General features: G+C 66.7%; 23 protein-coding genes, 2 tRNA genes and 1 pseudogene. 8 read left to right on the top strand and 18 right to left on the bottom strand.

Annotated elements, in window-relative coordinates; genetic code table 11:
- Positions 1-98: 98 nt before the first annotated feature.
- Positions 99-172 (bottom strand) — tRNA-Gln (locus tag G432_RS09465).
- A gap of 157 nt (positions 173-329) precedes the next feature.
- Between G432_RS09465 and G432_RS09460 the strand changes: the two genes are divergently transcribed.
- Together G432_RS09460 and G432_RS09455 are read left to right on the top strand one after the other, a co-directional pair.
- A complete protein-coding gene (locus G432_RS09460) occupies positions 330-1,379 on the top strand; it encodes a Ppx/GppA phosphatase family protein (protein ID WP_015458602.1) in 1,050 nt (349 codons plus the stop codon).
- A 10-nt stretch (positions 1,380-1,389) separates the two neighbouring features.
- The gene (locus tag G432_RS09455) at positions 1,390-2,082 is read left to right on the top strand and encodes an RlmE family RNA methyltransferase (RefSeq protein ID WP_015458601.1); all 693 of its coding nucleotides are present in this window, start codon (positions 1,390-1,392) and stop codon (positions 2,080-2,082) included.
- A 25-nt stretch (positions 2,083-2,107) separates the two neighbouring features.
- Here G432_RS09455 and G432_RS09450 read toward each other — a convergent pair whose 3' ends face one another.
- The 3 genes from G432_RS09450 to G432_RS09440 form a co-directional block, all read right to left on the bottom strand.
- Positions 2,108-2,836, bottom strand: coding sequence for a DsbA family protein (locus tag G432_RS09450; RefSeq protein ID WP_015458600.1), 729 nt, complete (start codon positions 2,834-2,836; stop codon positions 2,108-2,110).
- A gap of 49 nt (positions 2,837-2,885) precedes the next feature.
- Entirely contained in the window at positions 2,886-4,271 is a 1,386-nt protein-coding gene (locus G432_RS09445) for a M48 family metalloprotease (RefSeq protein ID WP_015458599.1), read from the bottom strand.
- A 79-nt stretch (positions 4,272-4,350) separates the two neighbouring features.
- Complete coding sequence (locus G432_RS09440; protein WP_015458598.1) at positions 4,351-6,987, bottom strand: Rne/Rng family ribonuclease; 2,637 nt, start codon at positions 6,985-6,987, stop codon at positions 4,351-4,353.
- A 458-nt stretch (positions 6,988-7,445) separates the two neighbouring features.
- Between G432_RS09440 and G432_RS09435 the strand changes: the two genes are divergently transcribed.
- The 4 genes from G432_RS09435 (at position 7,446) to G432_RS09420 (ending at position 13,306) form a co-directional block, all read left to right on the top strand.
- Entirely contained in the window at positions 7,446-8,759 is a 1,314-nt protein-coding gene (locus G432_RS09435; RefSeq protein ID WP_015458597.1) for an N-acetylmuramoyl-L-alanine amidase, read from the top strand.
- 48 nt (positions 8,760-8,807) lie between these two features.
- On the top strand, positions 8,808-11,306 hold the full coding sequence (locus tag G432_RS09430) for a penicillin-binding protein 1A (protein ID WP_015458596.1): 2,499 nt from the start codon (positions 8,808-8,810) through the stop codon (positions 11,304-11,306).
- A 117-nt stretch (positions 11,307-11,423) separates the two neighbouring features.
- Entirely contained in the window at positions 11,424-12,551 is a 1,128-nt protein-coding gene (gene prfB, locus G432_RS09425; RefSeq protein ID WP_041864863.1) for a peptide chain release factor 2, read from the top strand.
- Positions 12,548-13,306: a class I SAM-dependent methyltransferase gene (locus G432_RS09420; protein WP_015458594.1), complete on the top strand. Its 759-nt coding sequence runs from the start codon at positions 12,548-12,550 to the stop codon at positions 13,304-13,306. Before prfB ends, G432_RS09420 begins: the two co-directional genes overlap by 4 nt.
- Positions 13,307-13,465: 159 nt before the next feature.
- Here the strand turns inward: G432_RS09420 and G432_RS09415 are convergent, their stop codons facing one another.
- The 9 genes and pseudogenes from G432_RS09415 to G432_RS22115 form a co-directional block, all read right to left on the bottom strand.
- Positions 13,466-14,236 carry a class I SAM-dependent methyltransferase gene (locus G432_RS09415; RefSeq protein WP_084673639.1) on the bottom strand — a complete coding sequence of 257 codons (771 nt, stop codon included), beginning with the start codon at positions 14,234-14,236 and terminating at the stop codon, positions 13,466-13,468.
- A gap of 896 nt (positions 14,237-15,132) precedes the next feature.
- Complete coding sequence (locus tag G432_RS09405; RefSeq protein WP_041864861.1) at positions 15,133-16,179, bottom strand: tyrosine-type recombinase/integrase; 1,047 nt, start codon at positions 16,177-16,179, stop codon at positions 15,133-15,135.
- 23 nt (positions 16,180-16,202) lie between these two features.
- Positions 16,203-16,337 (bottom strand): annotated as a pseudogene (locus G432_RS24430) (hypothetical protein); the annotation flags it as partial.
- Between the two features lie 11 nt (positions 16,338-16,348).
- Positions 16,349-16,675 (bottom strand): head-tail connector protein, encoded by a 327-nt coding sequence (locus G432_RS09400; RefSeq protein ID WP_015458589.1) that lies wholly within the window; start codon positions 16,673-16,675, stop codon positions 16,349-16,351.
- Complete coding sequence (locus G432_RS09395; protein WP_015458588.1) at positions 16,675-17,832, bottom strand: phage portal protein; 1,158 nt, start codon at positions 17,830-17,832, stop codon at positions 16,675-16,677. Before G432_RS09395 ends, G432_RS09400 begins: the two co-directional genes overlap by 1 nt.
- Positions 17,823-18,365, bottom strand: a complete 543-nt coding sequence (locus G432_RS09390) for an HK97 family phage prohead protease (protein ID WP_015458587.1) — start codon at positions 18,363-18,365, stop codon at positions 17,823-17,825. Before G432_RS09390 ends, G432_RS09395 begins: the two co-directional genes overlap by 10 nt.
- Positions 18,365-19,588: a phage major capsid protein gene (locus G432_RS09385; RefSeq protein WP_015458586.1), complete on the bottom strand. Its 1,224-nt coding sequence runs from the start codon at positions 19,586-19,588 to the stop codon at positions 18,365-18,367. Before G432_RS09385 ends, G432_RS09390 begins: the two co-directional genes overlap by 1 nt.
- A gap of 160 nt (positions 19,589-19,748) precedes the next feature.
- On the bottom strand, positions 19,749-20,249 hold the full coding sequence (locus G432_RS09380; protein ID WP_015458585.1) for a MerR family transcriptional regulator: 501 nt from the start codon (positions 20,247-20,249) through the stop codon (positions 19,749-19,751).
- Between the two features lie 90 nt (positions 20,250-20,339).
- The gene (locus G432_RS22115; protein WP_015458584.1) at positions 20,340-20,753 is read right to left on the bottom strand and encodes a hypothetical protein; all 414 of its coding nucleotides are present in this window, start codon (positions 20,751-20,753) and stop codon (positions 20,340-20,342) included.
- A 276-nt stretch (positions 20,754-21,029) separates the two neighbouring features.
- Between G432_RS22115 and G432_RS22540 the strand changes: the two genes are divergently transcribed.
- Both G432_RS22540 and G432_RS09365 read left to right on the top strand, forming a co-directional pair.
- Entirely contained in the window at positions 21,030-21,338 is a 309-nt protein-coding gene (locus tag G432_RS22540) for a hypothetical protein (RefSeq protein WP_084673637.1), read from the top strand.
- Positions 21,331-21,555 (top strand): hypothetical protein, encoded by a 225-nt coding sequence (locus tag G432_RS09365; protein WP_015458582.1) that lies wholly within the window; start codon positions 21,331-21,333, stop codon positions 21,553-21,555. Before G432_RS22540 ends, G432_RS09365 begins: the two co-directional genes overlap by 8 nt.
- On the opposite strand, the gene G432_RS09360 is transcribed toward G432_RS09365, so the two are convergent.
- The 5 genes from G432_RS09360 to G432_RS09340 form a co-directional block, all read right to left on the bottom strand.
- Positions 21,552-22,976 (bottom strand): terminase large subunit, encoded by a 1,425-nt coding sequence (locus G432_RS09360; RefSeq protein WP_236626882.1) that lies wholly within the window; start codon positions 22,974-22,976, stop codon positions 21,552-21,554. The genes G432_RS09365 and G432_RS09360 overlap by 4 nt on opposite strands.
- A 160-nt stretch (positions 22,977-23,136) precedes the next feature.
- Entirely contained in the window at positions 23,137-23,532 is a 396-nt protein-coding gene (locus G432_RS22535; RefSeq protein WP_015458580.1) for an HNH endonuclease signature motif containing protein, read from the bottom strand.
- 698 nt (positions 23,533-24,230) lie between these two features.
- Complete coding sequence (locus G432_RS22530) at positions 24,231-24,968, bottom strand: helix-turn-helix domain-containing protein (protein ID WP_015458578.1); 738 nt, start codon at positions 24,966-24,968, stop codon at positions 24,231-24,233.
- 227 nt (positions 24,969-25,195) lie between these two features.
- Positions 25,196-25,272 (bottom strand) — tRNA-Pro (locus G432_RS09345).
- An 88-nt stretch (positions 25,273-25,360) separates the two neighbouring features.
- Positions 25,361-26,668 carry an FAD-dependent oxidoreductase gene (locus G432_RS09340; RefSeq protein WP_015458577.1) on the bottom strand — a complete coding sequence of 436 codons (1,308 nt, stop codon included), beginning with the start codon at positions 26,666-26,668 and terminating at the stop codon, positions 25,361-25,363.
- Positions 26,669-26,724: the final 56 nt, after the last annotated feature.

The raw sequence follows: 26,724 nt of genomic DNA, 5'->3' as shown, positions 1-26,724 counted from the left end.
CCGAACGCGGGGCCGCCCTGGCCATCTTACCGGCAACTCTCTTAATTCCAACCTGAATGGGGGATTTCTGCCGGTGGAACGTTTCGCATCGCCCGAAGTGGATGCCCCGCGAGGATTCGAACCTCGATTGACGGAGTCAGAGTCCGTAGTCTTACCTTTAGACGACGGGGCAAAAGGCAGGCGCGCGCAATATAAGCCGTCCTGCCTCCTGTCAACGCCCCAACGTTCGATCCCTGTCGCGGGCGGCCTTGCCGCGACCTCCATGTGCCGATAGTCTCCCTCCCAAGTCCCGGCGGCATCGGATCGGCCGGAAAGATAAGAGTGATTGCATGGCGCAGCAGACCGGAATGGCGGCGCCGCGACGCGGAAGCTTTTCGCGCAACGCGGCCCCCGACGCGCCCCAGAGGCGGCTCCACCGCCGCACTTATGCGGCGCTTGATCTTGGCACCAATAATTGTCGTCTACTTGTCGCGCGGCCGGCGGAGGAAGGTTTCGTCGTCGTCGATGCCTTTTCGCGAATCGTTCGTCTGGGCGAAGGTCTGGCCGCGACGGGGCGGCTCAGCGACCGGGCGATGGACCGCGCGGTCGCCGCGCTTTCGATCTGCGCGGAAAAATTGCAGCGCCGGCAGGTGACGCTGGTGCGATCGGTGGCGACGGAGGCCTGCCGCCGGGCGAGCAACGGGCGCGAGTTCGTAGAGCGCGTCTATCGTGAGACGGGGATCGCGCTCGACATCATCTCGGCGGAGCAGGAGGCGCGGCTGGCCGTGCTGGGCTGCCATGTGCTGCTGGAGCCGGGGGAGGGGCCGGCGCTCATCTTCGACATCGGCGGCGGCTCCACCGAACTGGTGCTGATCGAGCCCGTCGGGGATACGCCGCGCATCATCGAATGGTTTTCCGCGCCCTGGGGCGTCGTCTCGCTCACCGAGACCGAGCCTCACGACTGGGCGGACCGCGAGGCGCGGCTGGCCGCCTATGGGCGCATGCGCGCGCGGGTGGCGGAGGCGTTCGCGCCCTTTGCCGAGGGGCTGGCGGGGGCGAACCATGCGTCGTCCCGCCTGCTCGGCACCAGCGGCACGGTGACGACGCTCGCGAGCCTGCATCTCGGCCTCGCAAGTTACGATCGGCGCGCGGTGGACGGGCTGATGGTGCCGGCGCAATCGATGCGCGACATCAGCACGCGCCTGTCGTCCATGTCCGTCGCCGAACGCGCGGGCCTGCCCTGCATCGGCACGGAACGCGCCGATCTGGTGGTGGCCGGCTGCGCCATCCTGGAGGCGATCATCGACATCTGGCCGGCGGAGCGGCTGGGGGTTGCCGACCGCGGGATTCGCGAAGGCATCTTGCGTTCGCTGATGGCGCGTGAGACCGGGCGCGCATGAGTATGAAGCAATGAGCCGCGGCGGATCGGGCGGCCGCCAGAGGGTGAAGACCGCACGGGGACGCAGCGCCGCCTCGACCCGCTGGCTCGAGCGCCAGCTGAACGACCCCTATGTGCGCCGCGCCAAGGCCGAGGGCTATCGCTCGCGCGCGGCCTACAAGCTGCTGGAACTGGACGAGCGCTTCCACCTGCTGAAAGGGGTGAGCCGCGTCGTCGACCTCGGCATCGCGCCCGGCGGGTGGAGCCAGGTGGTGCGCAAGGTATCGCCCAAGGCGACGATCGTCGGCATCGATCTGCTGCCGGTCGATCCGATCGACGGCGTCACCATCCTGCAGATGGATTTCATGGACGATGCCGCGCCCGATCTGTTGAGCGAAGCGCTGGGCGGACCGGCCGATCTCGTCCTGTCCGACATGGCGGCCAACACCGTGGGCCATCCCCAGACCGATCATCTGCGCACCATGGCGCTGGTCGAGACCGGCTGCGCCTTCGCGGCGGACGTGCTGCGGCCCGGCGGCGCCTATGTCGCCAAGGTGCTGGCAGGCGGCGCGGACAATGATCTGGTCGCCGAGCTCAAGCGCCTGTTCACCACCGTCAAGCACGCCAAGCCGCCGGCGAGCCGCAAGGACTCGTCCGAATGGTATGTGATCGCCCAGGGCTTCAAGGGGCGTAAGCCCGAACCGGACAGCGGCGCGGAAAGCTGATCCGCGCCGCCGCCGGATCGGCGTCTCAGCGCCTGGCGGTGCGGGCCTCCGCGATCGCCTTCTTCAGCGCGTCATAGCCGACGGCGCCGGGCAGCAACTGGTTGCCGACGATGAAGGCCGGCGTGCCGCTGAGCTGGAGCGTGCGGGCAAGGCCGATATTGCCGTCGATCTCCGCCTGCACCTCGGCCGCCTTGCCGTCCGCCGCCACGCGCACGGGATCGAGGCCGACCTGCTTCTGCACCTCGGCAATGGCAGCGGGCGTGGGCCGGCCGCTATTGTAGAGCTTGAGATGGAAGGGATAGAAGGCGCCCTGCCGCGCGGCGGACAGGCTGACCTTCGCCGCCGCGTCGCTGGCGTCGCCCAGGATCGGCAGTTCCCGGAAGACGACCTTGAGCTTCGGGTCCTCCTTGATCAGCCGATCGACGTCGGCGACGCTCTGGCGGCAATAGCCGCAGGAATAATCGAAGAATTCGACCAGCACGACGTCGCCGTCGCGCGCGCCGGCCCAGGCGCCCGCGAAGGGCGTTTCCAGCGCCTTGCGGTTGGCTTCAATCAGCTGCGCGGTCTGGCGGCCCTGCAATTTCTCCATCGCCTCCGGGATGATCTCCGGATGGGCGAGAATATAGTCATGGACGATCGCCTCGATCGCGGCGCGATCCCTGGCCGGAACCGTTCCCGCCGAGGGGGCCGATTGCAATGCCGTGAGCGCCAGCGCGGCCGCTCCCCCGGCCAGCGCACCGATGATGCCTGCCACCCAATATCCTTTCCTGTTTTCCTGCACGGGCGTGCCGGCCCCTTTCCGTTCAGCGTCGCTTGCGATCGGCGATCGCCTGCCGGGATGTCAATGCGATATCCTCCGCGCGCACATAATCGGGCGTGCCCTGCGGGATGCCGCGCATCGCGGTTTCGGCGTTGCCGAGCGCGAGCTGCGGCTGGCCGGTCATCGCATAGCGTTCCGCCGTGGCGAGCGCCGCGCGCGCGATATCGCCTTCCTGGCTGTAGACGATGCCGAGCTGATACCAGGCGAAGGGATTCTCATTGTCCCGCGCCACGGCGTTGCGCAGCACGGTGCGGGCCTCGGCCAGGTTGGCGGGGTCTTCGGACGCGATCAGCGCATGGCCCAGCAGGGTGGCGATCAGCGGGGTGCTGCGCGTGCGCTCCACCGCCTCGCGCAAGGGGGCGATCGCGGCCTTGGGCTGCCCGGATTCGAGCAGGACCTGGCCCTTGAGCTCGAGAAAATAGGGATCGTGCGGCTGGGCGGCGATCAGCTTGTCGACCTCCGCCACCGCCTTGTCCGGATAGGCGGCGCGATGCCAGGCATAAGCGCGCGCATAGCAGGCCGGGATACTCTGGTCGCTTTCGGGATATTTGATCAGCGTGACCTTGGGGTCCTGGACGAAGCCGGCGAGTTTCGCCTTCACCCGCTGGAAGCGGGCCTCCAGCGCCGGATCGGTCGGCTTGTTCCAGGCGGGATCGGTCTTCAGCTCCGCCTCCATCACGGCGGCGCGATCGGCCGACATCGGGTGGGTGCGGGCATAGGGATCGACATCGGCATAGCTGGAGGAGAGGCGGAATTCCTCCTTGCGCAGCTTCTGGAAGAAGGAGACCGATCCCTTCCCCGATATGCCGGCCTTCTTCATGAAGCTGGCGCCGGCGGCGTCCGCGCTCGATTCCTGGGTGCGGGTGAAGGCGAGGAAGTTGCTCATCGCCGCCTGCTGGCCCGCGGAAAGGATGCCCATGCCCGCCTCGCCGCCGCCGGCCGCGATCGCGGCCACGCCCAGCAGCAGCGAAAGGATGCTGATCCCCGTCGCCGCGCGCGCGCCTTCGGAAAAGCGGACGATATGGCCGCCGGTGATGTGGCCCACCTCGTGGGCGATCACGCCCTGCACCTCGTTGGCGTTGTCCGCCGCGGTGATCAGGCCGGAATGGATGTAGACGATCTGGCCGCCCGCGACGAAGGCGTTGATCTCTTTGTCCTGGATCAGGACCATCTGGACATTGTTGGGCTCGAGCCCAGCGGCGACGACGATCGGGCGGGCGATATCGTTCAGCAGCGATTCGGTTTCGGCATCGCGCAGGATGGATTGCGCCATCGCCGGCCGTGCCAGCAGCGCCATGGAGAGCAGCAGCGCCATCAGCCAGCGGCCGATCTGCCTGCCGGGAAGGGGACGGACGGAGCGATGCATCATGCCGGATGTCTCCCCATGCGCCTGAACTCCGGATGAAAGCGGCCGGCCATCGGATGGATGGCCGGCCGCCGTCAGGCGATCAGTTGCCGAACGTGCGCTGCCACCAGCCCCGGCGCGGGGCGGCATCGGCCGCCGCGTCGGGCGCGGCTGGGGCTTCCGCGACGGCCGCCTCGGCAGGCGCATCCGCCGCCTTGGCACGGGTGCGGCGGCGCGGCTTGGCCGGGGCCTCCTCGTCATTGGCCGGGGTTTCGACAGGCGCGGCCGCCTTGGCCTTGGTGGCGCGGGGCTTGGGCGCCGCCTTCGGCTTCGCGTCGGCCACGGCCTCGGCGGTTTCCGCCTTGGGCGCGGTGCGGCGGGTGCGCTTGGGCTTTTCCTCCGCGACCGGCTCCACGGCGGCTTCCTCGACGGGAGCGGCCACCGCGGCGGGTGCTTCGGCCACGACGATTTCGGCCTCGGCCTCCTTGCGGGCACGCGGACGCCGGCGAGCGCGCGGCTTGGCCGGGCCTTCCTCGGCCACCGCCTCGGCGGCGGGAGCCTCGGCCGCCACCGGCGCGGCGGTCTCCGCTTCCTCGGCCTCGGCCGATTCGGCTTCCACGGTCGCGGCGTCGGTCACCGTCTCGTCGCCGTTGCGGCGGCGGCCGCCACGACGGCCGCGACGGCCACGGCGGCGACGGCCTTCCTCGCGCTCCTCACGCTCGGCCTCGCTCTCGGCGCTGACGGCGGGGGCTTCGCCCTGCTCGTCCTCGTCGTCGCCGGCTTCTTCGTTCTCGCCCTCGGTCTGCTCGTCGCGCGGGGCGGTCTCACCCTCCTCGCGCCGGCCGCCGCGACGGCGGCGACGGCGGCGACGGCGGCCGCGTTCCTCGCTGTCGCGCCGTTCCTGCTCGCCACCGGCGGCCTCGGCCTCGGCTTCCTCGGCGGCTTCTTCCTCTTCCTCGTCCTCGATATCGAGGATGTCGTCATCCTCGGGCTCGATGGCGACGGGCTGCGGCAGGCGCGGCGTATAGGCCGGCGGCGGGCCGGAGGATTCCACCGTCATCCGCGCGCCTTCGAGCGAGCCGTCCGAAAGGATTTCGATCAGCACGCCATAGCGTTCCTCGATCTCGCCGATCTCGTCGCGCTTGCGGTTGAGGACGTAGAAGGCGGCTTCCTGGCTGGCGCGCAGCACGAGCCGCGAACCGCGCCCGCGCGCGGCCTCGTCCTCCAGCATGCGCAGCGCCGAAAGGCCGGCCGAGGATGCGGTGCGGACGAGCCCGGTGCCCTCGCAATGCGGGCACTGGCGGGTCGAGGCCTCGAGCACGCCGGTGCGCAGCCGCTGGCGGCTCATCTCGAACAGGCCGAAGCTGGAGATGCGGCCCACCTGGATGCGGGCGCGGTCGTTCTTCAGCGCCTCCTTCATCGCCTTCTCGACCTTGCGGTTGTTCGAGTTCGATTCCATGTCGATGAAATCGATCACGACCAGGCCGGCCATGTCGCGCAGGCGAAGCTGGCGCGCGATCTCGTGCGCGGCCTCGAGGTTGGTGCTGAGCGCGGTCTGCTCGATATTATGCTCGCGCGTCGAACGGCCCGAGTTGATGTCGATCGAAACCAGCGCTTCCGTGGGATTGATGACCAGATAGCCGCCGGACTTGAGCTGGACGATCGGCTGATACATCGCGGCGAGCTGGTCCTCGACCCCGAAGCGCTGGAACAGCGGCACCGGATCGTTATAGGCCACGATCTTCTTGGTATGGCTCGGCATCAGCAGCTTCATGAAGCTGCGCGCCTGGCGATAGCCTTCCTCGCCTTCGACGATCACCTCGTCGATGTCGCGATTGTAGATATCGCGGATCGCCCGCTTGATGAGGTCGCTGTCGCCGTAGATCAGCGCCGGTGCCTCGGACTGCAGCGTATTCTCGCGAATCTCGTCCCACAGCCGGGCGAGATAGTCGAAATCGCGCTTGATCTCGGTCTTGGTGCGCTGGAGGCCCGCCGTGCGGACGATGCAGCCCATCGTCTTCGGCAGGTTGAGTTCCGCCATGATCGATTTCAGGCGCTTGCGATCGGCGGCGTTCGAAATCTTCCGGCTGATGCCGCCGCCATGGGCGGTATTGGGCATCAACACGCAATAGCGGCCGGCAAGGCTGAGATAGGTGGTCAGCGCCGCGCCCTTGTTGCCGCGTTCCTCCTTCACCACCTGCACCAGCAGCACCTGGCGGCGGCGGATCACGTCCTGGATCTTGTAGCGGCGGCGCAGGTTCATGCGCTTGGCGCGCAGCGCCTCCACGGCATTCTCGTCGCCGCCGCCGGCGCTCGTCGGCCTGCGGCGGGGCGCATCCTCGCTTTCGCCATTGGCGTCGTCGTCATGATCGTGATCGTCATGATGATCCTCGTCATCATGATGATCCTCCTCGGCCTCCTCGCGCTGGCGCAGCGCTTCTTCCTCGGCGGCGTGCTCCGCCTCCTCGCGCAGCAGGGCCTCGCGATCCTCCTTGGGGATCTGGTAGTAATCGGGGTGGATTTCCGAAAAAGCGAGGAAGCCGTGGCGGTTGCCGCCATAATCGACGAAGGCCGCCTGCAGCGACGGCTCGACGCGCGTCACCTTGGCCAGATAGATATTGCCCTTGAGCTGCTTGCGCTCGGCGGACTCGAAATCAAATTCCTCGATGCGGTTTCCCTTGACGACGGCTACGCGGGTTTCCTCCCGGTGGCGCGCGTCGATCAGCATGCGCATGGTCATTCATTATTCTCCGGGCGCGTCCGCCATCCGCCAGTCTGCGGCGCGGCGCGCGATATGTAAGGGGCGCAGGCGCCGGCATCGTCGCGATGCCGCGCCAGTTCACCCGGTTGAAAAAGAGAAACTGTGCGTCTGCCGCAATGTCATGTCCGGCACCGTGCGCCGGAAACAGGCCCCGAACCGACGCGCCGCCACCTTTCGAGGGGCGACTGAGGTTCGGGAAATCAAGACTCATGCAGCGTCAACCTAGATGGGCGGCCGCAAATGCGGCTCCTGTTCCGATCGGGCCTTGCCCTGTTGGATCAAAGGCAGCCGCGCGGATATTCCGCTGCTAGCATCTGCGCGGACGGCGGGCAACCACAACTGTCCGGCAGGGCCGTGATATCGGGACTTTGGTAAAGTAAGTGTTTGCCCCTATGCTTCAAGGCGAAACCGGAAAGCGCTACGGGACGGCACGAAACATGATCTCGCGCATCGCGCAGGCTGGCGGCGGAATATTCGGTCGCTTGCGCCGATCGAAGGACGAAGGGGGGGACAGGCAGATCTTTTCCGCAATTCCACGCGTCCTCTGCCTGGTTCTGCTTGCCATCTTCATCGCGACCCCGATCGACGCCGCGTCGATCCGGGGCGTCGAGATATTGGGGGACAGCATCACCTTGCGCTTCGACGGGCCGGTGGAGAAGGCGTCGGTCTTCACGCTGGACGGGCCGCGCCGTATCGCCATCGACATCGCATCCGCCCATGCCGGGTCGGGCGGGGAGGCCGGCGGCTATATCGCCGCGATCCGGCAGGCGCAGTTCGATCCGCGCACCGCGCGCGTCGTCCTGGACCTGAAAGGCCCCGCGCTGGTGAAGGGCGGCGGGTTCGCGGCGGACGGCCGGTCGCTGGTGCTGGAGATAGCGGGCGCCAGCGAACGCGCCTTCGCCCGCAGCATCGATGCGCCCCGGCGCGTCTTCCTGCCGCCCGTCGCCGTCCAGGCATCCGCGCCGCGCCGGTCCGATCGGTCGGCCGTGCGCGTGCCGCTGGATCGTTCGGCGGAAGGCGATGGGCCGCCGCTTCCCCGCGTGATCGGGGCGAAGGGCAGCAATCGCCCGCTGGTGGTGATCGATGCCGGCCATGGCGGCCATGATCCGGGCTCGCTGGGGCCGGGCGGGCGCCGGGAGAAGGATGCCGCGCTGGCCATCGCGCTCGCCATCCGCGACGAGCTGGTCGAATCCGGCCGGGTGCGCGTGGCGCTCACCCGCGAGACGGATCGTTTCCTGGTGCTGGGCGAGCGGCGGGAGATAGCGCGCCGGCTGGGGGCGGACCTGTTCCTTTCGGTCCATGCCGACAGCGCCCCCAATCCGGCGGCGCGGGGCGCCACCATCTACACCCTGTCCGAGGTCGCGTCCGACCGGGTGGCCGCCGCCGTCGCCGCGCGCGAGAATCGGGCGGACGTGCTGAACGGCGTCAATCTCGGCGGGGAGAATGAGGACGTCTCCTCGATCCTGTTCGACCTCGCCCAGCGCGAGACGATGAACATCTCGGCCGATTTCGCGGTGCTGCTCCAGCGCGAGATGGCGCCGCACATCCCCTTCAAGGACGAGTTCCACCGCTTTGCCGGCCTGATCGTGCTCAAGGCCCCGGACGTGCCCTCCGTGCTGCTGGAAACGGGCTACATCTCCAACGAGGAGGATGCGAAGCTGCTCTTCTCCGAAAAATATCGTCGCGATATCGCCAAGGGGGTCCGCCGCGCCATCGAGGTCCACTTCGCACGGCGGCTGGCGAGCAACTGATCGCCTGATGGCTGGCAAAGCGGCCTCAACCTGCTAGATGGCGGGGCGATGGAAGATGCGCCGCCGGAGAATCTGCACATGAAGCTCAGGCGTGCGGGCGACGGCCTCGGGCCGGCGCTGCGCGCGTTGTGGCAGCGCCGAATCGTCCGCTGGGCGGCCTATGCGGCGGGCGGGCTGCTGGTGCTGTGGCTGGCGGTATGGCTGGTCTTCGCGCGCGACCTGCCCGATGCGGACCAGCTTCTCGCCTATGAGCCGCCGCTCCCCACCAATGTGCGCGATATCGACGGCATGCCGGTCCACAGCTTCGCGCGCGAGCGGCGGGTGGAGCTGGCCTATGACGAATATCCGCCGATGCTGGTCCACGCCTTCCTGGCGGCGGAGGACAAGACCTTCTTCTCGCACAGCGGCGTCGACCTGACCGGCCTTGCCGGCGCGGTGATCGATTATGTCTCCAAGCTCGGATCGGGCGAGCGGGCGCGCGGCGGATCGACCATCACCCAGCAGGTCGCCAAGAACCTGCTGATCGGCGACGAATATTCGCCGACCCGCAAGATCAAGGAGATGATCCTCGCCCGCCGGATCGAGCATGCGATGACCAAGCAGCAGATCCTGGAGCTTTACCTCAACCAGATCTTCCTCGGGCGGAACGCCTATGGCGTCCAGTCCGCCGCGCGCGCTTATTTCGACAAGGACGTCGATCAGCTGTCGCTGCCGGAAATGGCCTATCTGGCCATCCTGCCCAAGGCCCCGGCCAATTATAACCCCGATCGCTTCGCCGCCCGCGCGCTGGAACGGCGCGATTATGTGCTGGCGCAGATGAAGGCGAATGGCTGGATCGACGAGGCGCAGCGCGCCGCCGCCAGCGCCGCGCCGCTCGGCACCATCCACCGCGCCGCCGTGGTCCGCCGCGACATCGGCGGCTATTTCATGGAGGAAGTGCGCCGCGAGCTGATCGAGCGTTATGGCGAGGCCGCCAAGGACGGCCCCCACAGCGTCTATTCGGGCGGCCTCTGGGTGCGCACCTCGATCGATCCCAGGGTGCAGGGGGCGGCGGAAACCGCGCTGCGCGACGGCCTCGTTCGCTACGATCGCGGCAAGGGCTGGAGCGGCCCGGTCAAGAAGATCGATCCGGGCGATGGCTGGCCCGCGCGGCTGGCCGCCGCCAATGTCGGCACGGGCTATGCCGACTGGCTGGCCGCCGTGGTGCTGGCGAAGGGCGCCGGCAGCGCCGAGATCGGCCTTGCGGACGGATCGACCGGCACGCTCTACGCCGCCGCCGCCGCCATGCCGAAGCGCGGCGTCGGTGGCCGCGCCTTCGATTTTCTGGCGCCGGGCGACGTGATCGTGGTGAAGCGGGAAGGCGGCGCCTTCGGCCTGCGCAACATCCCCGCGGTTTCCGGCGGCTTCGTGGCGGAAGACCCGCATAATGGCCGCGTGCTGGCCATGCAGGGCGGGTTCGATGCGCGCGGTTCCTCCTTCAACCGCGCGACCCAGGCGCAGCGCCAGCCGGGATCGAGCTTCAAGCCCTTCGTCTACGCCGCCGCGCTGGACAATGGCATGACACCGGCCTCGATCATCGTCGATGGTCCCTTCTGCGTCTACCAGTCGGCCAGGCTCGGGCAGAAATGCTTCCGCAACTTCTCCGGCGGCAATGCCGGCCCGCAGACGATGCGCTGGGGTGTCGAGCAGTCGCGCAACCTGATGACGGTGCGCGCCGCCAGCCAGACCGGCATGGACAAGGTGGTGAAGACCGCTAAGGCGATGGGCATCGGCGATTATCCCGCCGTGCTCGCCATCTCGCTCGGCGCCGGCGACACGACGGTGCTGAAGCTCACCAACGCCTATGCGATGCTGGCCAATAACGGCCGCGAGCTGAAGCCGACGCTGATCGACTATATCCAGGACCGCAACGGCAAGACGATCTGGCGCGCCGATACCCGGCCGTGCGAGGGCTGCAACGCCAAGGACTGGAACGGCGGCTCGATGCCGCGCCCGCGCCCGCGCGGCCGCCAGGTGATGGATGCGATGACGGCCTATCAGACCGTGCATATCCTGGAAGGCGTGGTCCAGCGCGGCACCGCCACCATCCTGCGCGATCTCGGCCGCCCGCTGTTCGGCAAGACGGGCACCTCCACTGGCCCCACCAACGTATGGTTCGTGGGCGGATCGGCCGATCTCGTCGCCGGCGTCTATCTCGGCTACGATCAGCCGCGCTCGCTGGGCGGCTATGCCCAGGGCGGCACCGTCGCCGCGCCGATCTTCAAGCAGTTCGCGCAGGTGGCGATGAAGGACATGCCGGTCGTGCCCTTCCGCGCGCCGCCGGGCATCCGCATGGTGCGGATCGATCGCAAGTCCGGCCGCAAGGTCTTCGCCGGCTGGCCGGGCACCGATCCCAAGGCGGCGATCATCTGGGAAGCCTTCAAGCCCGAAAGCGAGCCGCGCCGCACCATAAGGCGTGAGGAGATCGCCAAGCAGGCGGATGCCGCGCGGCCCGCGCAGCGCAGCGGCGACAGCGATTTCTTGCAAAGAGAGGGCGGCATCTATTAACCCGCCAGCCGATGCTTCCGCCCGGCGCGGGCCGGGCCACCGCATTGTCCCGCCACGCCGCCGCGGGATTGCCCCGGCCGGCGCCGGGGCGACAGACCATGTTCAGGAGCCTTGACGATGCGCGCCGAAGCGCAAGCCTATGCCGACCAGATCAACGATGCGCTCGCGCTGCTGCGCCGGTTCCTGGATTGGGACCGCGCGCTGCGCCGCCTCGATGAGCTGAACAACCGCGTCGAGGACCCGAAGCTGTGGGACGACCCCAAGGCCGCGCAGGAGGTGATGCGCGAACGCCGCCGGCTGGACGAGGCGATCACCGCCACCCGCGCGATCGAGACGGAGCTTTCCGACACGATCGAGCTGATGGAGATGGCCGAGGCCGAAGGCGACGATGCGATGGTCGACGAAGGCGTCGCCACGCTGGCCGCACTCGCCGAACGGGCCGAGCGGGACAAGGTGCAGGCGCTGCTGGCCGGCGAGGCCGATGCCAACAATGCCTATATCGAGGTGAATGCCGGGGCCGGCGGCACCGAGAGCCAGGATTGGGCCGGCATGCTGCAGCGCATGTATGCGCGCTGGGCCGAACGCCACGGCATGAAGGTGGAGCTGATCGACTATCATGCGGGCGAGCAGGCGGGCATCAAGTCCGCCACGCTGATGATCCGCGGCGAGAACGCCTATGGCCACGCCAAGACGGAAAGCGGCGTCCACCGCCTCGTCCGCATCAGCCCCTATGATTCGGCGGCGCGCCGCCACACCAGCTTCGCCTCCGTCTGGGTCTATCCCGAGGTGGATGACGACATCGATATCGAGGTGCTGGACAAGGACCTGAAGATCGACACCTACCGATCGTCCGGCGCCGGCGGCCAGCACGTCAACACCACCGATTCGGCGGTGCGCATCACCCACATCCCCACCGGCATCATCGTCGCCTGCCAGAACCAGCGTTCGCAGCACAAGAACCGGGCCGAGGCGATGAAGCAGCTCAAGGCGCGCCTCTACGAGCAGGAATTGCAGCGCCGCGAGGCGGAGGCGAGCGCCGGCTATGAGGCGAAGACCGATATCGGCTGGGGCCACCAGATCCGGTCCTACGTGCTCCAGCCCTATCAGCTGGTGAAGGATCTGCGCACCGGCGTCACCTCCACCTCGCCGTCGGACGTGCTCGATGGCGATCTCGATCCGTTCATGGCCGCCGCCCTTTCCCAGCGCGTGACCGGCGAGAAGGTCGAGGTAGAGGACGTCGAGTGAGGCTGAGGGCGCCGGCCATATTGCTGCTGGGCGCGCTGGCGGCCTGCACGCCGGCGGCGCCCGGCAGCGATGCCGAGGTGAAGAGCAGCGATTTTCCCGCCGCCCATCGCCCGGTGGCGCCGATCGTCTCCAACCGCTACTCGAACGAGGATGATCGCGATCGCCTGCGCGAGGCCGATAATGTCATGACGCGCTCCGGCGTCGTGCGCGGCATGACGGTGGCGGATATCGGCGCGGGCGAGGGCTATTACACCATCCGCCTCGCCTCCCGCGTCGGCGAGGACGGCCGCGTGCTGGCGGAAGATATCGTGCCCGAGGTGCGCGACAGGCTGGCCGAGCGCGTCAATCGCGAGGCGATCGACAATGTCAGCGTCAAGCTGGGCGAGCCCGCCGATCCCAAGCTGCCGGAGGCGAGCTTCGACCGGATCTTCCTGGTGCACATGTATCACGAGATCGGCGCGCCCTATGAGTTCCTCTGGCGGATGCGCCCCGCGCTCCGCCCCGGCGGCCGCGTCGTCGTGGTCGATTCGAATCGCCCCACCGCCGAACATGGCACGCCGCCCGCGCTGCTCGATTGCGAGATGGCGGCCGTCGGCTATGCCCGCGTCGGCCGGCTGACCATGCCGTCGGCCGGCGGCTATATGGCGATGTATGAAGCCAGGGGCGAACGGCCCCGGCCAAGCGCGATCAAGCCCTGCATCCTTTCCACCAGCGCCCCCGGCACCCCCGCGCCGAAGAACCCGCACGACCGCTGACCGGCCGGCCGCCGGCACGCGGCTCCGTTATCCGCCCATCGGCCGATGGATTACATCCGCGAGGATTTCCGGCGATAGCTTGATCGGACAACAGCGAGGCGGCGAACCCACGGACTTCGTTCCAATCGCCCCGTGGCTCCATTGCTTTCGTGGGTCGCGCTAACCCCCGAAGGGATAGGGCTTCTGAAACAGTCCCAGGCCGCAAACTCCCCGAAATACGGTGGGGTGTTTGTTTTCCAGGTAATGGGTGCTGTTTAGGATCACGGCATTCGGGGCCGTGTGGCTGCGGAACTCCATTGCGGCGCGATGCGAGCCACCCTTCTTCGTCCGATCGAAGTCAGCCGACAGGCCCGACACGTCGTCCATCACAAGCAAGCCGCCGGGGGGAAGGGCTTCCCACCATAGTTCCAGTTCCTGCCGAGTATGGTCATATTGGTGGGAGCTGTCGATATATACAAGCTGCGGCGCTCCTCCGAGAAAAGCCGCAGCTTCCTTAGCGCAGATCGGATCTGATGAGTCGCGGACCGCGACTTGGACTATGTCTGACAGTTCCGCTCGTTCCAGCCAACTCGAAGTATAGGCGCTCGACTTCGGATCAATATCTACCGTGTAGAGCTTCGTTCCTATCCCCATACGGCGGGCGATCATGCCCAACAAGAGCGTCGAAAACCCGACATAGTGCCCACATTGGACAACGCGCTTGATGCCCGACGACATCATCAGACCGGTAAGCATTGTAATTGTATCGATGCTGGAGGCGCCTGAATTTGGCCACTGTTCGCTTGTCTGGCGAAGCCAGGCGATTAGGATGTCATGGTCTTCCGCGGAAAGGACATGCAGAAACGGCGGATCGTAGGGGTGCGCGCGAAACCAGTTGTTGTCAGCGCCTGGGGTTTGCGCGGCGACAGTTGCGTACGGAGTGCGAGTCATGAGGGCCTCCAGGAATTGAGGTCGACTATCACGGCCAAGTCATTGGCTAAAGCTTAAAAATCACCGCAGCACCAGTAACGATCCCGGAGGACTTGGTATCTCCTGGATTGCTCAATTTCATGTCAGATCATCGAATACCGTCTGCTTCATGGCCGGGGATCGCTGCGGAAATTTTGGTCCAGCCTCCCCTTCGGAACCGCTACCTCGGCATCCTTCACGGCAAATATTGCCTCCAGACACGCAATCACTATCGGCCGCCCGCCGAACCGATGCCTCCCGTGATATTTCGACCGATCCGAAATTGGCAGTGATCTCCTGACAGCCGCGCTCTCGCGTTCAACCAGTGCGGGAGGCGCCGGGCGAGGAAATATCGTCCGGTCGGGCCTGTGCCCGCCAGCTCACCGAGCGCATCAGAGCCCATCCGCTATATGTCGAGGTGAAATCGGCTCAGACGCCTTCGCGGGTGCAGAAGGAATCGAGGCTGACGCGCGACGCCGAGACCGGCCAGAAGTCGATTCGTCGGTGGATGACGAAGCTGGCTCGAATTCCGCTGGGCGAGCCGCACTGGATCGAGGGGCGGACGATGCCGCGCGCAGCGCAGGGGCGGGGCGATCCGGCGACCGCGCCATTCGAAAGATCATCGTAAGATTGGAAGGCCCCCGATCCATTCGGGGCAAGCGGCCCGCTCAGTGCGTCCGGCGCCGGCCAAGGAGGCCGGCTACCGCTGACGACGGACAGGATGAATGGTCGGGGAGAGAGGATTCGAACCTCCGGCCCCTGCCTCCCGAAAACACGTGGCACCATGTTTTTCCTCATTTTTTCCAGCGTGTTCCGGCTTTGTTGCCGGGAACATGACATGAACTGACGCACGTAGCGCGGACATAACTCGGACACGCTCACGCTCTCCGCCGATCGACGGCGTTGCGAGCTTCTTCCATGAAATCGGGATGGTGGTGGGCGTAGAGCTGCGTCGTGCGCGCGTCCGAATGCCCGAGCCAGCCGCCAATTTTGTCGAGAGGCACGCCCGCCTGCGCCAGCCACGTCCCGCATGTGTGCCGTAAGGTGTGCGGCGTCACGTCGTCCAAGCCCGCATCGGCGCATGCGGTGTTGAAAGCGCGCTTCATGTTGTCGAGCGGCGCGCCGTCCTTGTGGATCACCCAACCCAAGTCGGTGCCGCGCCGGCGCGCCAGGCGAAGGAACGTCAACAGCCGGCGCGGGATCGGCAAATGTGCGCGTCCCTTGGACGTGCGCTGCCGGCCGGGCGGATTGAAGTCGATACGGCCGGCCACAAGATCCACCTGAGGCCAGCGGAGCTCCAATATCGCTCCCTTCCGGGCGCCTGTATAAAGCGCAATCAGGATGAACAGCGGCAGATAGGGGCGAGTGGTCGCGTGCCCATTGCGGGCGGCATTGAGCAACGCGGCGGCCTCCGAACGGCGAAGCCACCTGTCCTTACCTTCCGGTTTGGGCGGAAGATGGACAGTGGGCGCGTAAGTGATCCGGCCTTCATCCTTGGCATAGTTGATCGCCGCGCGCAGCGTCGCCAGTTCGCGCCGGATCGTGCCGGGCGCTTTGCCGCGCTCACGGGCATAGGCGCGGCACGTCTCGCGCGTCACGTCGCCGACTGCCCGGCCGGCCCAAAACGGAGCAAGCGCCGCGATAGCGTAGCCAATCCGCTGGGGATCTGCGGCGTGCGGTGCATGTTCGGTCCCGTAGAGCGTCAGCGCTTCGTCGATCGAGAATTGAGAGGGATCACGCGGCCCGGCGGGTCGAGTGGCGCGCTCCCTTTCCTGGATGAACTGGGCGAGTGCGATTTGAGCCGCTGCGCTATCGTCAGTGCCTGTGCTGTGCTGCCGGGTGCGGCCAGCTTCGCTCCATTGGATGTACCAGCGGCCCCGATCCCGGACGAAGGCGAGATATGGACCTCGATTCGGTCGCGGCATTTGGTTTCCTTCCGGCTCTGTATGAACGCCTGCACGTCATCCACGTCAAAGAGATAGGCCTTCCCCAGCCGGACGGCAGCGAGGCCGTCCGCGCGCATGGTCCGAACAGTGCGCGCAGAGGGAAGCCCGAACTCGCTGGCCACCTGTTCCGCTGTCATCAACCGGGCCATCAGACGTTGTGCTCCCGATACGGCCCAAGGATGCGCTCAAGGTGCACGTCGGGCACATCGCCACGGGTGTCGAAATGGGCGGCGATAAGCTCAAGGGCGGCCAGCTTCAGGCGCGCGGGAACCTCGCCCGTTCCGTCCCAGCCGGCGGCGTAATCGCGCACCGTGCCCGATGCCGCAGCGATCAGGATCGACAAGGTTGCGTCCTCATATGCGGCTGCGCCGTCGATCCGGCAATATTCCTTGGCCTCGGCCAGCGTGACCAGATCGGCCGTAACCGGCGCGGGGGCGGTCGGGATCACGCCAGCGGCGATGAACGTGGCGAGCATCAGGCCGGCACCTCCTGCTTGTCCTGCTTGGTGCGGGGGTTCCACCCCTCCACCTGGCGCACCTCGTCCGCGTCGAGCACGCCCGCGTCGATCGCGATCTTGTGGGCATTCCACCGCGTCGCCGGATCGCCGCGCAGGAAGCCCGACAGGTCCAGCTCCATTTCGAGGCCACTACCGGCCGGGAAAACGCTGCGCGCGAACTCGGCCTCGATCTTGCGCGCCCACGGGGCGAGCGTGAACATGGCGAACCAGCGGCCAGCCGTTTCGGAGTTGGTGAAGGTGTTGTGGCTGTAGTCCTGCACAAGTGGCGGCGGCACCTGATAGATGCGGCAAATCTCCTCGACCGCGAACTTGCGGCTTTCAAGCAGCTCGGCATCCTCGGGCGAAATTTGCGACGCCTTCCACTGCGCGCCGCCGTCGAGGATCATCACATTGCCGGCCTTCTTGGCGCCGGCATGGCGTTCAGCCATCTGCGTGCGCAGCCGCGTGAATTGATCCGCCGTCAGCACGCCCGGCATTTCGAGCACGCCGCTCGGCTGCGCGCCATTGTTGAGGAAGCTACGCGCAAAATCGTTCGCGGCCATCGCACCGGCCAAGGCATCGCCGGCGCGACTGAGACGCGAGCGGCCGATCAGGCCATCATCCGTCCGGTCGCGAAGGTGGATCACCTCACCGGCCAGCAGGCGCCAAGTACGGCCCCGGCCGTCGCTTACGTCATAGGCCAGCCGGCCGCTCGATAGCTCGGCCACAGTTACCATCCCCCAAGGGATATGGCGCAGGCCGGAAAGCTCACCGCCCGGTCCACGCAGGATCTCTGCCAGGCCATTGCCGGTTAGCAGCGTCGAGGCGACCAGATGCTCGATGAACTCGGGCCACGTCATCGCGGCCGTGACGCCTTCGCGGGTGATGCGGGCGAGCGGGTGGCCCGAAACCTCCGTCCGGCCATCGCCCTCGCGGCGATAGATCAGCGCCGGGATCGAGGCGAGCGAACTGGCGATAACGCCCGTGCAAGCGAGCACGGCGGACAGGTTCTCAGCGGCGCGCGCCGACATGCCGGCCATGGCGCCGATGCCGGGGGCGAGCGCCGCCCAGCTCGGATCATCGCCCGCGCGCTTTTCATAGCCGGCCCATGCGGCAAAGCGTTCGATCATGCCCATGCGCCAAGCTCCGCGAGAATGAGCCGGCGCGCGCGGCGGTTGGCCTCCGCGCCGGCCGTGAGCGAGCGCAGGGCGATTTCCGTGTCGGGATAAGCCGGCCACGCCTGCACGATCGAGATTTCGCGCAAGCCCACGCGGTTGAGCGAGCGGCGATTGCCCTGCCACGCCTCACCGCCCTTGGGCACCGTGAAGCCAAAGGACATGCCCCCCAGGTCGCCGCGATCGGCCAGCGCGAGCACGTCGCGGCCGGCTTGCGTGTCGGGCAGGTCGAGCGAGAAAGCGAGGCCGCGACTATCTTCCGACAGGCGCAGCGTGCCCGAACGGGTCCGCCCCAGCACCTTGCCGGGATCATGGTCGAGCATGGCCAGCACGTCGCCGGCCAGCGCCTCGCGAAAGGCGCCGGGGGCAATGGTTTCGGTGAAGCGGCCGAGATTGGCCACCGTGCCGAAGGTGGCGGCATATCCCTCGATACGCCGCCCGGCCGTGCGAACCTCGGTGAAGGCCCGCCGCTCCATATCGCCCCCGGCCACCATCAGGCGATGCCCACGCTGGTGGTTTCGACGCCCGTGGCCGACACGAACGCGGCCGGGTGACGCACGGCGCTGTCCACCGTCGCCATGGCGCGGATGGAGACATTGCCCTTGCTGTAGGCCGTGCTTTCGAACGGATTCACGAGAATGTCGATTTCCGACCAGATACCGATCAGCAGCTCGGACCAGTCGGCATAGATCAGGCCGTGCTCGTCGCCGCCGCCGAGGTTGGTCGGCACCTGGTTGGAGAACGTCACCGCCTCATTGTGGAAGATCGGCGGGATGCCCACGGGCAGCTTGTTCGCGTCCAGCTCCAGCGAGCAGATCTTCTTGATGAGGTTGGTCGTCAGGAAGCTGCGACGCGGCATGCCGACATTCGCAATGTCCGCCTTGGCGATCATCTCGGCCGTGGTGGTGAAAAGATCGGTCGCATAGGCCTGCGTCGCGATGCCGGCGGTGGCGAGCACGCCCTTGGGCTCATTGGCGCCGCCGCCCTGGATCGCAGCCTTGTCGATCGCCAGCGCGAGGTTGCGGGCGAGCATCTGGCGCAGCAGAGCCTCCACGTCGGGGCTGGCCTGCAACAGCATGTTGCGGCTCCACTCGCTGAGCGCGCCGGCATGCTTGGGGGAGAGCGTCACCGCGTCGAAATTGGCGTCGTCGGCGGTCAGCGCGGTATTCTCCGCAACCCATCCGATCGCCGGGCTATCCGTCTCGCGCGGGATGCTGAGATTGCCGACAAGGCCCGACAGCACCCGGGCACCCAGTCCACGCACGACGGACGAGGCGACCAGCGCGGAGATATACTGATCCGGGCGGTGCTCGGTCGGCACCAGCTCGGTCCCGGTCGCGGTGGTCAGCACGCGGGTTTCGAAAACCTCGGTCGGGATGAAAATGCCTTCGGCCGAACGGCCGGCGCGCTTGGCAAGCTCGCCCTGCACCTCGCGCTCGAAACCCCAATCGACGGCAAGGCCGGCCGCGCCGGCGAGCGCCCGCGACACGTTGAAGCGCGAACGGATCTCGCCGTCGAGCCGGCCGTCGCCGTTGATCGGCCGGCCCGGCTCATTGCGCTCCGCGTCGTCGATCGCGCGGGCGCGGCCAATCTTGGCGTCCAGTGCGCGCAACTCGGTTTCGGCGGCGGTAAAGGCTTCGCCGTTATCCGCCTGGTGGGCGTCGGTCATGCGAGCGACGATCGCCGCCCGCTGTTCGATCAGATCACTCGTCTTCATGCGATATCCTCTATCTGGCCGGGGCACTGAGCCCCGGCACGGAGACAGCCGACGCTTCCCAGCGTGGGCGATTGTTGCGCGAACGCGCCGAGGGGCGCCCAGAACAGGGCCACCCCCAGGAGCACGCGCGCAATTCGTGAAATAATGGAGGAAGCGAGCATTACTCGTCGCCCTCGTCGGCGCCATCGTCCGCGCCCATGGCGGCGGCAAGTCGATCGAGCATCTCTTCAATAAGCGTTTGAATATCGATGGTCAGAAGGCTCGCACCCGCCCAATCGGCCGGCGCACCTTCGTTATCCCGCGCGTGTTTGAAATGCGTTAGCCCCGCTCTCGGCGACTGCATGAAAAGCCGCGCGCCCCGGAATGCGAACATGAACGCCTGTGCGGGTGTGTTCTTGTAAGACGCGAGCAGGTGCGTGGACAGGGAGATTTGGCTGCGGGCCGCCATTGAGGCCGGAAGGATACCAACCCCATACCTTACAAGCTCGGCCGTGAGGGTCAGTTCGGCAAGGTCAATCAGCGAGAACTCGTTCCAGCCTTCCGACTCGGTTTCAATCTGGACTTGGCCGCGAACCAGCCAATTGCGCAGCGTCTTTTTCGTAACGCCGACAGCCGCCGCAGCGTGGCGGAAACGAACGCGGGGTACGGTCAGCTGGTTCATAAAACGATCTCCAATGAGTTCGTTTTGCACTTGCCGCACCCCTGCGTCAACAAAAATACTCTCGCGAGTACGTATCACAACAGCGCCGCCTCAGCCGATCGCGTATCGCCTCCGTTGAGCCTCCTGCCACTCGCGGGCAGCTTGCACCTCGTTGATCGGCCCGGCCGACTGGTCGATCCCATATTTGGGGCGCAGCGGTGCTTCCCGATCACGTGGGACGTCGTCGATCCCAACATCCGGATCCGCGATCGGGCAGCCGGGGCCGGACATGTAAGCCGAATGATTGCAAAAATCGTCTTCGCCGCCAGTCCCATCCAGTTCATCGCCGTTGGGTTCCAGATCCGGGTCGCCGTCATCCGCGTCAAGCAGGCTGATCGCCATTTCGATCACACCTTCCAGCCGAAGCCGATCCAGATTGACGAGGGTCCGCCAGAAATCGGCGGGATAATCGGAAACTACGGTCGCGCACGACAGCGCGCCCGTGATAGGGGCGTGAATAGCCATAAGCACCTCTAGGCAGGTGGTTGCGGTTAGAGCCGGACGTGAGGTTGCAGCCTCGCGTTCGGCTCGCTACTGTGATGGCATGGTTAAATCGGCTGGTCAAGAAACTCTGCCGTCACGAAAACGGCGTGGTCCTGCACCGACTGGCAAGGGATTGCCCGTTACCGTCCGCATTCAACCAGACCAGCTAGGCGCCCTTGATGCATGGATCGGGGCTCAACCCGATCCCAAGCCCAGCCGGCCGGAAGCGATCCGCCTCATTCTCGCGGAGAAATTCCGGTGAAACAGTACCCGATAAGTGTCCCGCGCGACGTCTATCGAGGCGCAAATGACGCCAGAAGGCGCAAGCAGCGTGACTACAACGACGCGGCGGCAAGCGTGGAAAATTACATCAACAATCTGCTTGCCGGCGAGCCCGACGACGCAATCTATGGTGTCGGTACGAATGAAGTGGCGCGCAAGCTCGGCTTGGAAGATGAACTCGCCCAGCGGATTGTATTCAGCATAGATGGCGGCCACAACGGAGCCACTTTCTATAAGGGCGACTACGATCGCGCCATGTTGAAAATGAGAGGTGAAGATGTTTGAAGTCGGCGAGAAATATGAGATTGCTACCGGCATAGGCGAAGAGGAAGGGACCACGGTTTACACCGTTCTTGCTTATGAGGCGCCCCTCTTGAAGTGCCACGACGGAACCGGCCACGAGTATATCTTCAATACCGGCAGCCCGAGCTTCGTCAGCGCGAATCGGCCTGGCAATCATCCACAGTCAGTCTATGCAAAACGGGGTGTGCTGCGGGTCTAAATCCACACCAATCCCGCGCCCCGGTACACCGCCGGTCCCTCATCCGTCGCGGCCAGCCCGCACGCCATGATCGCGGAAACGATGCCGTCGATCTTGTCGCGGCTCTTGGCCTTGGTGGGCTTGCGGTTGCCGGCCGGGTCTTTCTCCACAATTACGTTGCCGGCCTGCCAGCGGAGGATTGGCGATCCATTGTGCTGCATGCGCTTTTCCAGCACCGCGCGCTCGAACGCATCCACGGCCGGGGCGTAGGATTTGAACCCCGGCACGAACTCTTTCAGCGGCAGTTCGATTCCCTCGTCCGATAACAGCTTGCCCAAATCCTCGAACCGCCAGCGATCGAAGGCGATGCCCTGCACGTCGTACATCTGCCGAATGTCGGCCAGCCGCCGGGCCACGGCGGTTCGATCGGTCGCGCGGCCAACGGTGGTTTCCATCCATCCCTCCGCCGCCCAGCGGTCATAGGGCACCCGGTCCCTCTCCACCCTCTCCCTGAGCGTGTCCGCCGGCACGAAGTGCCAGGCGAGCAACTTGCCCTCGTCGGGAAACCACAGCGCCAGCGCGGTCAGGTCGCGCGTGCTCGACAGGTCCAGCCCGCCATAGCAACGCTTGCCCTCCAACTCCGCTGGGTCGAACGGGTCGCCATTGGCATCCCAGTCCAGCGGGTTCAGGAATCGGCCCTCGGCCGCGATCCTCTGGTTGAGGTAGAGCAGCCGGAACGCAGGCTCGAACGACGGCATGCGCGATGCCCGTTCGGACGCCAGCTCAAATTCACGTTCGTCACGGAAGGCCCCCAGGGCCGGGTTCGCAGCCGCCCATGCCTCGCGATCGTCGAGCGCGCATTCCTTGGCCGCCGCGTGAAGCTGGACATAGATCGACGGGTCCGGATCCGCGTCCAGCATCTCCGAAAAGAAATGGAGGTCGTCGGCGGCCTGAGTCGAGATCGTCACGCCAAGCGCATGCTTGCGCTTGCCCATGCCGGTCGCGAGGTTGTCCCACAGCTCACGTGAGCGCCATTGCGCCACCTCGTCGGCGATCCAGAACGACGGCGCCAGGCCGTGCGCCTTGCGGGCGTCCGACGTGAGCGCCGTCCAGGTCGAACGGGTGGTCTCCACCTCGATCGACTTGTGCCAGTCGCGGATATTCACCGCCGCCGCCATCCACGGGGTTTCCTCGATATACCCCCGGACCATGCGGTAGAGCACGCCCGCTTGTTCGCGATCGAGAGCAGCCGCGTAGCATTCGCCGTGCGGCTCGGCCATCGGCCCGAGCAGGTGGGCGAGCGACAGGCCGGCGAGCAGCGCCGACTTGCCGTTGCCGCGACCGACGGACAGCGCGGCCAGCCGCACCAGCCGGCGGCCCTCATCGTCCGCCGGGCCATAGACGGCGCGCACGAACCGCTCCTGAAATTCGAGCAGCTCCATTTTCTCGCCCGCCTTCAGGCCCGAGACGATCGGTAGCGAACGGAGGAAGGCGAGCACCTGTTCCTCCGGCGGCATGCCCCGCTTGGACCATGGATGGCGCACGCGATTGGCCCCCGGTCGCCGCGCCGCCGCGCGCAGCCGACCAGCACCCGGCCCCCTCTTACCCATGCCGGCCGCGATCCCCCGAAACTAATTGAGTATTTGTCTCGGGTGTCGGTCTTACAGCCCCAGCCCTGAGCGATTTTCCGTGCCACGGGTGCGCGGGGTCGAGCGGGGTGCCGTCCGGGTTGCATCCCTTGCGGGGCTTGCTCGAACGGATCGCGCCGGCCTCCGATCCGCGCGCCGTCTTCGCGCCGTGGCAGGACGGGCAGTAGCTGGCGAGGCCATCGTGCCCCGGGAAGGGCGCGCCGCCGTCGCTGATCGCATGGCGATGGTCCACGGTGTTGGCAGGCACCAGCCGGCCCACGCGCTCGCATTCCTCGCACATCGGGAAGCGCGTGAGGTGGGCAAGCCGCAGCCGCTTCCATGCCGCCGTGTTGTACGGCCAATCAGCCATCGTGATTGGTCCCGTGCTTGCCGGCGCGCTCCGCCACGAACCGCGCGGCCGTTTCCCGGTCCACGCCCAAGGCCACGTAATCGTTGATCGTCGGATTGCGGGCCGGCCCCTCATGCCGCCGCACCTCGGTATCCGCCGGCATGGGCGCATCGCCGGGCTGAGCATCGCCGGCCGGGTCGGGCCGGCCGCGCTCCAACTGGTAGCCGGCGCCATCCGGCCGGTAGCGCTGCCGCAGGCCCAGCTTGCGCATCAGGCGGTTGGTTTCGGCAACCTCGCTCGGGTGGATACCATCGCCGCTGGCGCCAATGGTATCGGCAATCCCGACGGCATCGGCCTTCGTGAGCGCACCCAGCCGCGTGCACATCCGCAATTCGTCGCGCCTGTCAGTCCAATACACGCCAATGGCCGCGTTGATGGCCGGCACGATCTTGCTCGGGTGATCCGCAGTCCGGCGCGCAGCCTCGATGCCGATGGCGAGCAGATCCGGCGGGATGCCATCGAGCGCCGTTGCAGCCGCCGCCAGCCACTCGCCCCGATCGTCGGCACTCATGCCCACGCCCGCACACAGCGCCAGAACGTGCGTCAACTTGGCGATGATCGTTGCCGGTGGTGTCGGCCGCATGGCCTCGTCAGCCACACGCCAGGCGTCCACGATCTCGGAACGCATGCCACGCGCCGCTTCCGCTGCCGTCGCCTCGTCACCCGCCTTCAGAGCCAGAAAGGCTGGCGATCGCGCGATTTGCCGCATGCACTGTTTTCCCCACTCCCTCGCTTCCGTGCTGAGGGCGGTGGGACGACGATCCGAAAGATTGGTGATGTTGCTCATTGCGATTGTCCTTGATCGGGAAGAGGCCAGTCCACTGGCGGAGTGTCGATTGGTCGAGCACCGCACCGGGCGGGTGGCCTGCGTCCGCCAGCTTTCTCAGTTCCTCGATCGCAAGTTCGAGGGCCCGGGGAGTCGGGCGCTTGCCCTCCTGCCGCCGCATCTCCAGCCAGCCATTCCAGGCATCGGCAGGAACCCAGTCAGGAACCGCGAACGGCTCAACAGCCGATTTCTTCGCGCGCGCTTTCGAAGAAGACGAAGTCTTCTGAGAAAGAGTGATGGTTCTTGATGGTTTGTCCGAAGCCGCTTCGGGGGTGGACGTCGTTCCCTTCGGGGGTGAAGCCGCTTCGGGGGTGAAATCGCTTCGGGGGTGGACGGTATAGCGGACCCCTTTTCCCGGCCGCTCGACGCGGGAAAGGTGGCCGGCGTCCACAAGCGACTTGATGGCCGCCTGAACCGTCCGATCCGACTTGCTGCACTTTGCCGCGAGCGAAGCCATGGAGGGCCAGCAGACGCCATCGTCGTTCGCCTGATCGGCGAGCGCGAGCAGTACCAGCTTGTCGCTGTCACCCAGCTTCAGGCCCCACACTGCCGACATGATACGAATGCTCATGCCCCGAACCTCAGCGAGAGGATCGGGCGCCGAATGCGTTGGCTGGCGGCGGCGGCTGTGCTATCCAGATCGAGGCCGCCCGCACGGTAGCCAGTTTCAGCCCTCGCCCCGGGTCCAGCCGGTGCGGGGGCTTTCTCGTTATCGGGCGGATCGGCGTAACGCGGACATAACTCGGACGGGCCCGGCCCGAAGGCCTGCCCGTTTTCCACCGAAGCTATTGAAATTAATGGTCGGGGAGAGAGGATTCGAACCTCCGGCCCCTGCCTCCCGAAGACAGTGCTCTACCAGGCTGAGCTACTCCCCGACGCGGAGTGCAATCGCTGTTTTGTGCCTCTCGGGAAGGCGCGACTGCTTGCCAAGTCGGGCGCCTATAGGGGGGATTTTTCCGGCTTTCAAGCGCCTCGTGCAGCCAGCATGTCCGCAACCACCACGAATTTTTCGCGCGGGGCTCCGTCGCGGGCGCGCGCGGTCTCCGCCGCCTCGATTTTCTGCCAGTCGGCGAAGCTCACCTTGTCCGCCCCGCGCTCGGCCAGCAGCGCGTCCAGCCCCTTGCCGCCGGCCTTGTTGGCGGGGGCGGGATGATCGGCGGCGATCTCCTCGGCGATCTTGTAGCCATCGGGACGATTCGTGCCGATCGTGCCGGTGGGCCCCCGCCTGGCCCAGCCGACGGCGTAGAGGTTGCCGCCGTCCACGGGCACGCGGCCCTCGCTGTTGGCGAATCGCCCGGCGCTCTCGTCATAGGGCACGCCGGGAATGGGCGGCGTGCGATAGCCGATGCAGGATACGACCAGCCCGCACGGAATCGCATAGGTTTCGCCCGTGCCTTCCACCTGCCCGTCGCCGATCGGCCGGGTGCGCTCGACGATCAGGCGCTCGACGCGGCCGTCGCCCTCGATCGCGACCGGCTTGGCGAAGAAATCGAAGTCGATCGCGACCTCCTTGTCCTGGGCGAGCGAGACGAAGCCGCGCAGATGGCCCATCGCCTTGCGCTGGCCCGGCTCGAGCGCGGCATCGGCCTCCACGGGCGGCAGATCGGCGGGGTCGACATGCGGCACGGCGCGCTGGAGGTGGCCGAGCTCGCCCAGCTCCTTGGGCGTCATCTGCATTTCGTGCGGGCCGCGGCGGCCCACCATCGTCACCCTGCGGATGGCCGAATTGCCCAGCGCCTCGAAGGCGTGGGCGACGATATCCGACCCGACGAACTCGGCCGGCGCCTTGGCGAGGATGCGCGTCACGTCCAGCGCGACATTGCCGTTGCCGATCACCACCGCGCCCTCGCAGTCGAGTGGCGGGTTGAGCCCGGCGAAATCGGGATGGCCGTTATACCAGCCGACGAAGGCTGCCGACCCGATGACGCCGGGCAGGTCGCCGCCGAGGATGCCGAGCGGGCGATCGACGGGTGCGCCGGTGGCGAGGATCACGGCGTCATAGAGGGCGATCAGCTCCGCCACCGTCACCTCGCCGCCGACGGTGATGTTGCCGACGAACCGGACATTGGGGTTGAGCGATACCTGCTCGTAGCGCTGGGATACCGCCTTGATCGACTGGTGATCCGGCGCGACGCCGAACCGGATGAGGCCGTAGGGCACGGGCAGACGATCGATGATGTCGATGCTCACCTGGTCGCCGAACTGCTTCTGGCAGGCTTCCGCCGTATAATAGCCCGCCGGGCCCGAACCGATGATCGCGATATGCCGCATATCGTTCGCCTCTCCAGTATTTTGGACGATGGTAACGCGGTGCGGGCGCGGCACAA

This window comes from Sphingomonas sp. MM-1 (assembly GCF_000347675.2).
In the GTDB taxonomy this organism is placed as follows: Bacteria; Pseudomonadota; Alphaproteobacteria; order Sphingomonadales; family Sphingomonadaceae; genus Sphingomonas_E; species Sphingomonas_E fennica.
This window is presented reverse-complemented; position numbering and strand designations above follow the sequence as displayed.

What these genes read in the sequence shown, in the direction of transcription:
- G432_RS09440 (WP_015458598.1), bottom strand. Translation starts at nt 6,987, where the DNA reads ATGACCATGCGCATGCTGATCGACGCGCGCCACCGGGAGGAAACCCGC.
- G432_RS09445 (WP_015458599.1), bottom strand. Translation starts at nt 4,271, where the DNA reads ATGATGCATCGCTCCGTCCGTCCCCTTCCCGGCAGGCAGATCGGCCGC.
- G432_RS09405 (WP_041864861.1), bottom strand. Translation starts at nt 16,179, where the DNA reads ATGCCGCGACCGAATCGAGGTCCATATCTCGCCTTCGTCCGGGATCGG.
- G432_RS09415 (WP_084673639.1), bottom strand. Translation starts at nt 14,236, where the DNA reads ATGACTCGCACTCCGTACGCAACTGTCGCCGCGCAAACCCCAGGCGCT.
- G432_RS09455 (WP_015458601.1), top strand. Translation starts at nt 1,390, where the DNA reads ATGAGCCGCGGCGGATCGGGCGGCCGCCAGAGGGTGAAGACCGCACGG.
- G432_RS22115 (WP_015458584.1), bottom strand. Translation starts at nt 20,753, where the DNA reads ATGGCTATTCACGCCCCTATCACGGGCGCGCTGTCGTGCGCGACCGTA.
- G432_RS22530 (WP_015458578.1), bottom strand. Translation starts at nt 24,968, where the DNA reads ATGAGCATTCGTATCATGTCGGCAGTGTGGGGCCTGAAGCTGGGTGAC.
- prfB (WP_041864863.1), top strand. Translation starts at nt 11,424, where the DNA reads ATGCGCGCCGAAGCGCAAGCCTATGCCGACCAGATCAACGATGCGCTC.
- G432_RS22535 (WP_015458580.1), bottom strand. Translation starts at nt 23,532, where the DNA reads ATGGCTGATTGGCCGTACAACACGGCGGCATGGAAGCGGCTGCGGCTT.
- G432_RS09460 (WP_015458602.1), top strand. Translation starts at nt 330, where the DNA reads ATGGCGCAGCAGACCGGAATGGCGGCGCCGCGACGCGGAAGCTTTTCG.
- G432_RS09395 (WP_015458588.1), bottom strand. Translation starts at nt 17,832, where the DNA reads ATGGGCATGATCGAACGCTTTGCCGCATGGGCCGGCTATGAAAAGCGC.
- G432_RS09400 (WP_015458589.1), bottom strand. Translation starts at nt 16,675, where the DNA reads ATGCTCGCCACGTTCATCGCCGCTGGCGTGATCCCGACCGCCCCCGCG.
- G432_RS09390 (WP_015458587.1), bottom strand. Translation starts at nt 18,365, where the DNA reads ATGGTGGCCGGGGGCGATATGGAGCGGCGGGCCTTCACCGAGGTTCGC.
- G432_RS09340 (WP_015458577.1), bottom strand. Translation starts at nt 26,668, where the DNA reads ATGCGGCATATCGCGATCATCGGTTCGGGCCCGGCGGGCTATTATACG.
- G432_RS09365 (WP_015458582.1), top strand. Translation starts at nt 21,331, where the DNA reads ATGTTTGAAGTCGGCGAGAAATATGAGATTGCTACCGGCATAGGCGAA.
- G432_RS09435 (WP_015458597.1), top strand. Translation starts at nt 7,446, where the DNA reads ATGATCTCGCGCATCGCGCAGGCTGGCGGCGGAATATTCGGTCGCTTG.
- G432_RS09380 (WP_015458585.1), bottom strand. Translation starts at nt 20,249, where the DNA reads ATGAACCAGCTGACCGTACCCCGCGTTCGTTTCCGCCACGCTGCGGCG.
- G432_RS09385 (WP_015458586.1), bottom strand. Translation starts at nt 19,588, where the DNA reads ATGAAGACGAGTGATCTGATCGAACAGCGGGCGGCGATCGTCGCTCGC.
- G432_RS09430 (WP_015458596.1), top strand. Translation starts at nt 8,808, where the DNA reads ATGGAAGATGCGCCGCCGGAGAATCTGCACATGAAGCTCAGGCGTGCG.
- G432_RS09360 (WP_236626882.1), bottom strand. Translation starts at nt 22,976, where the DNA reads ATGGAGCTGCTCGAATTTCAGGAGCGGTTCGTGCGCGCCGTCTATGGC.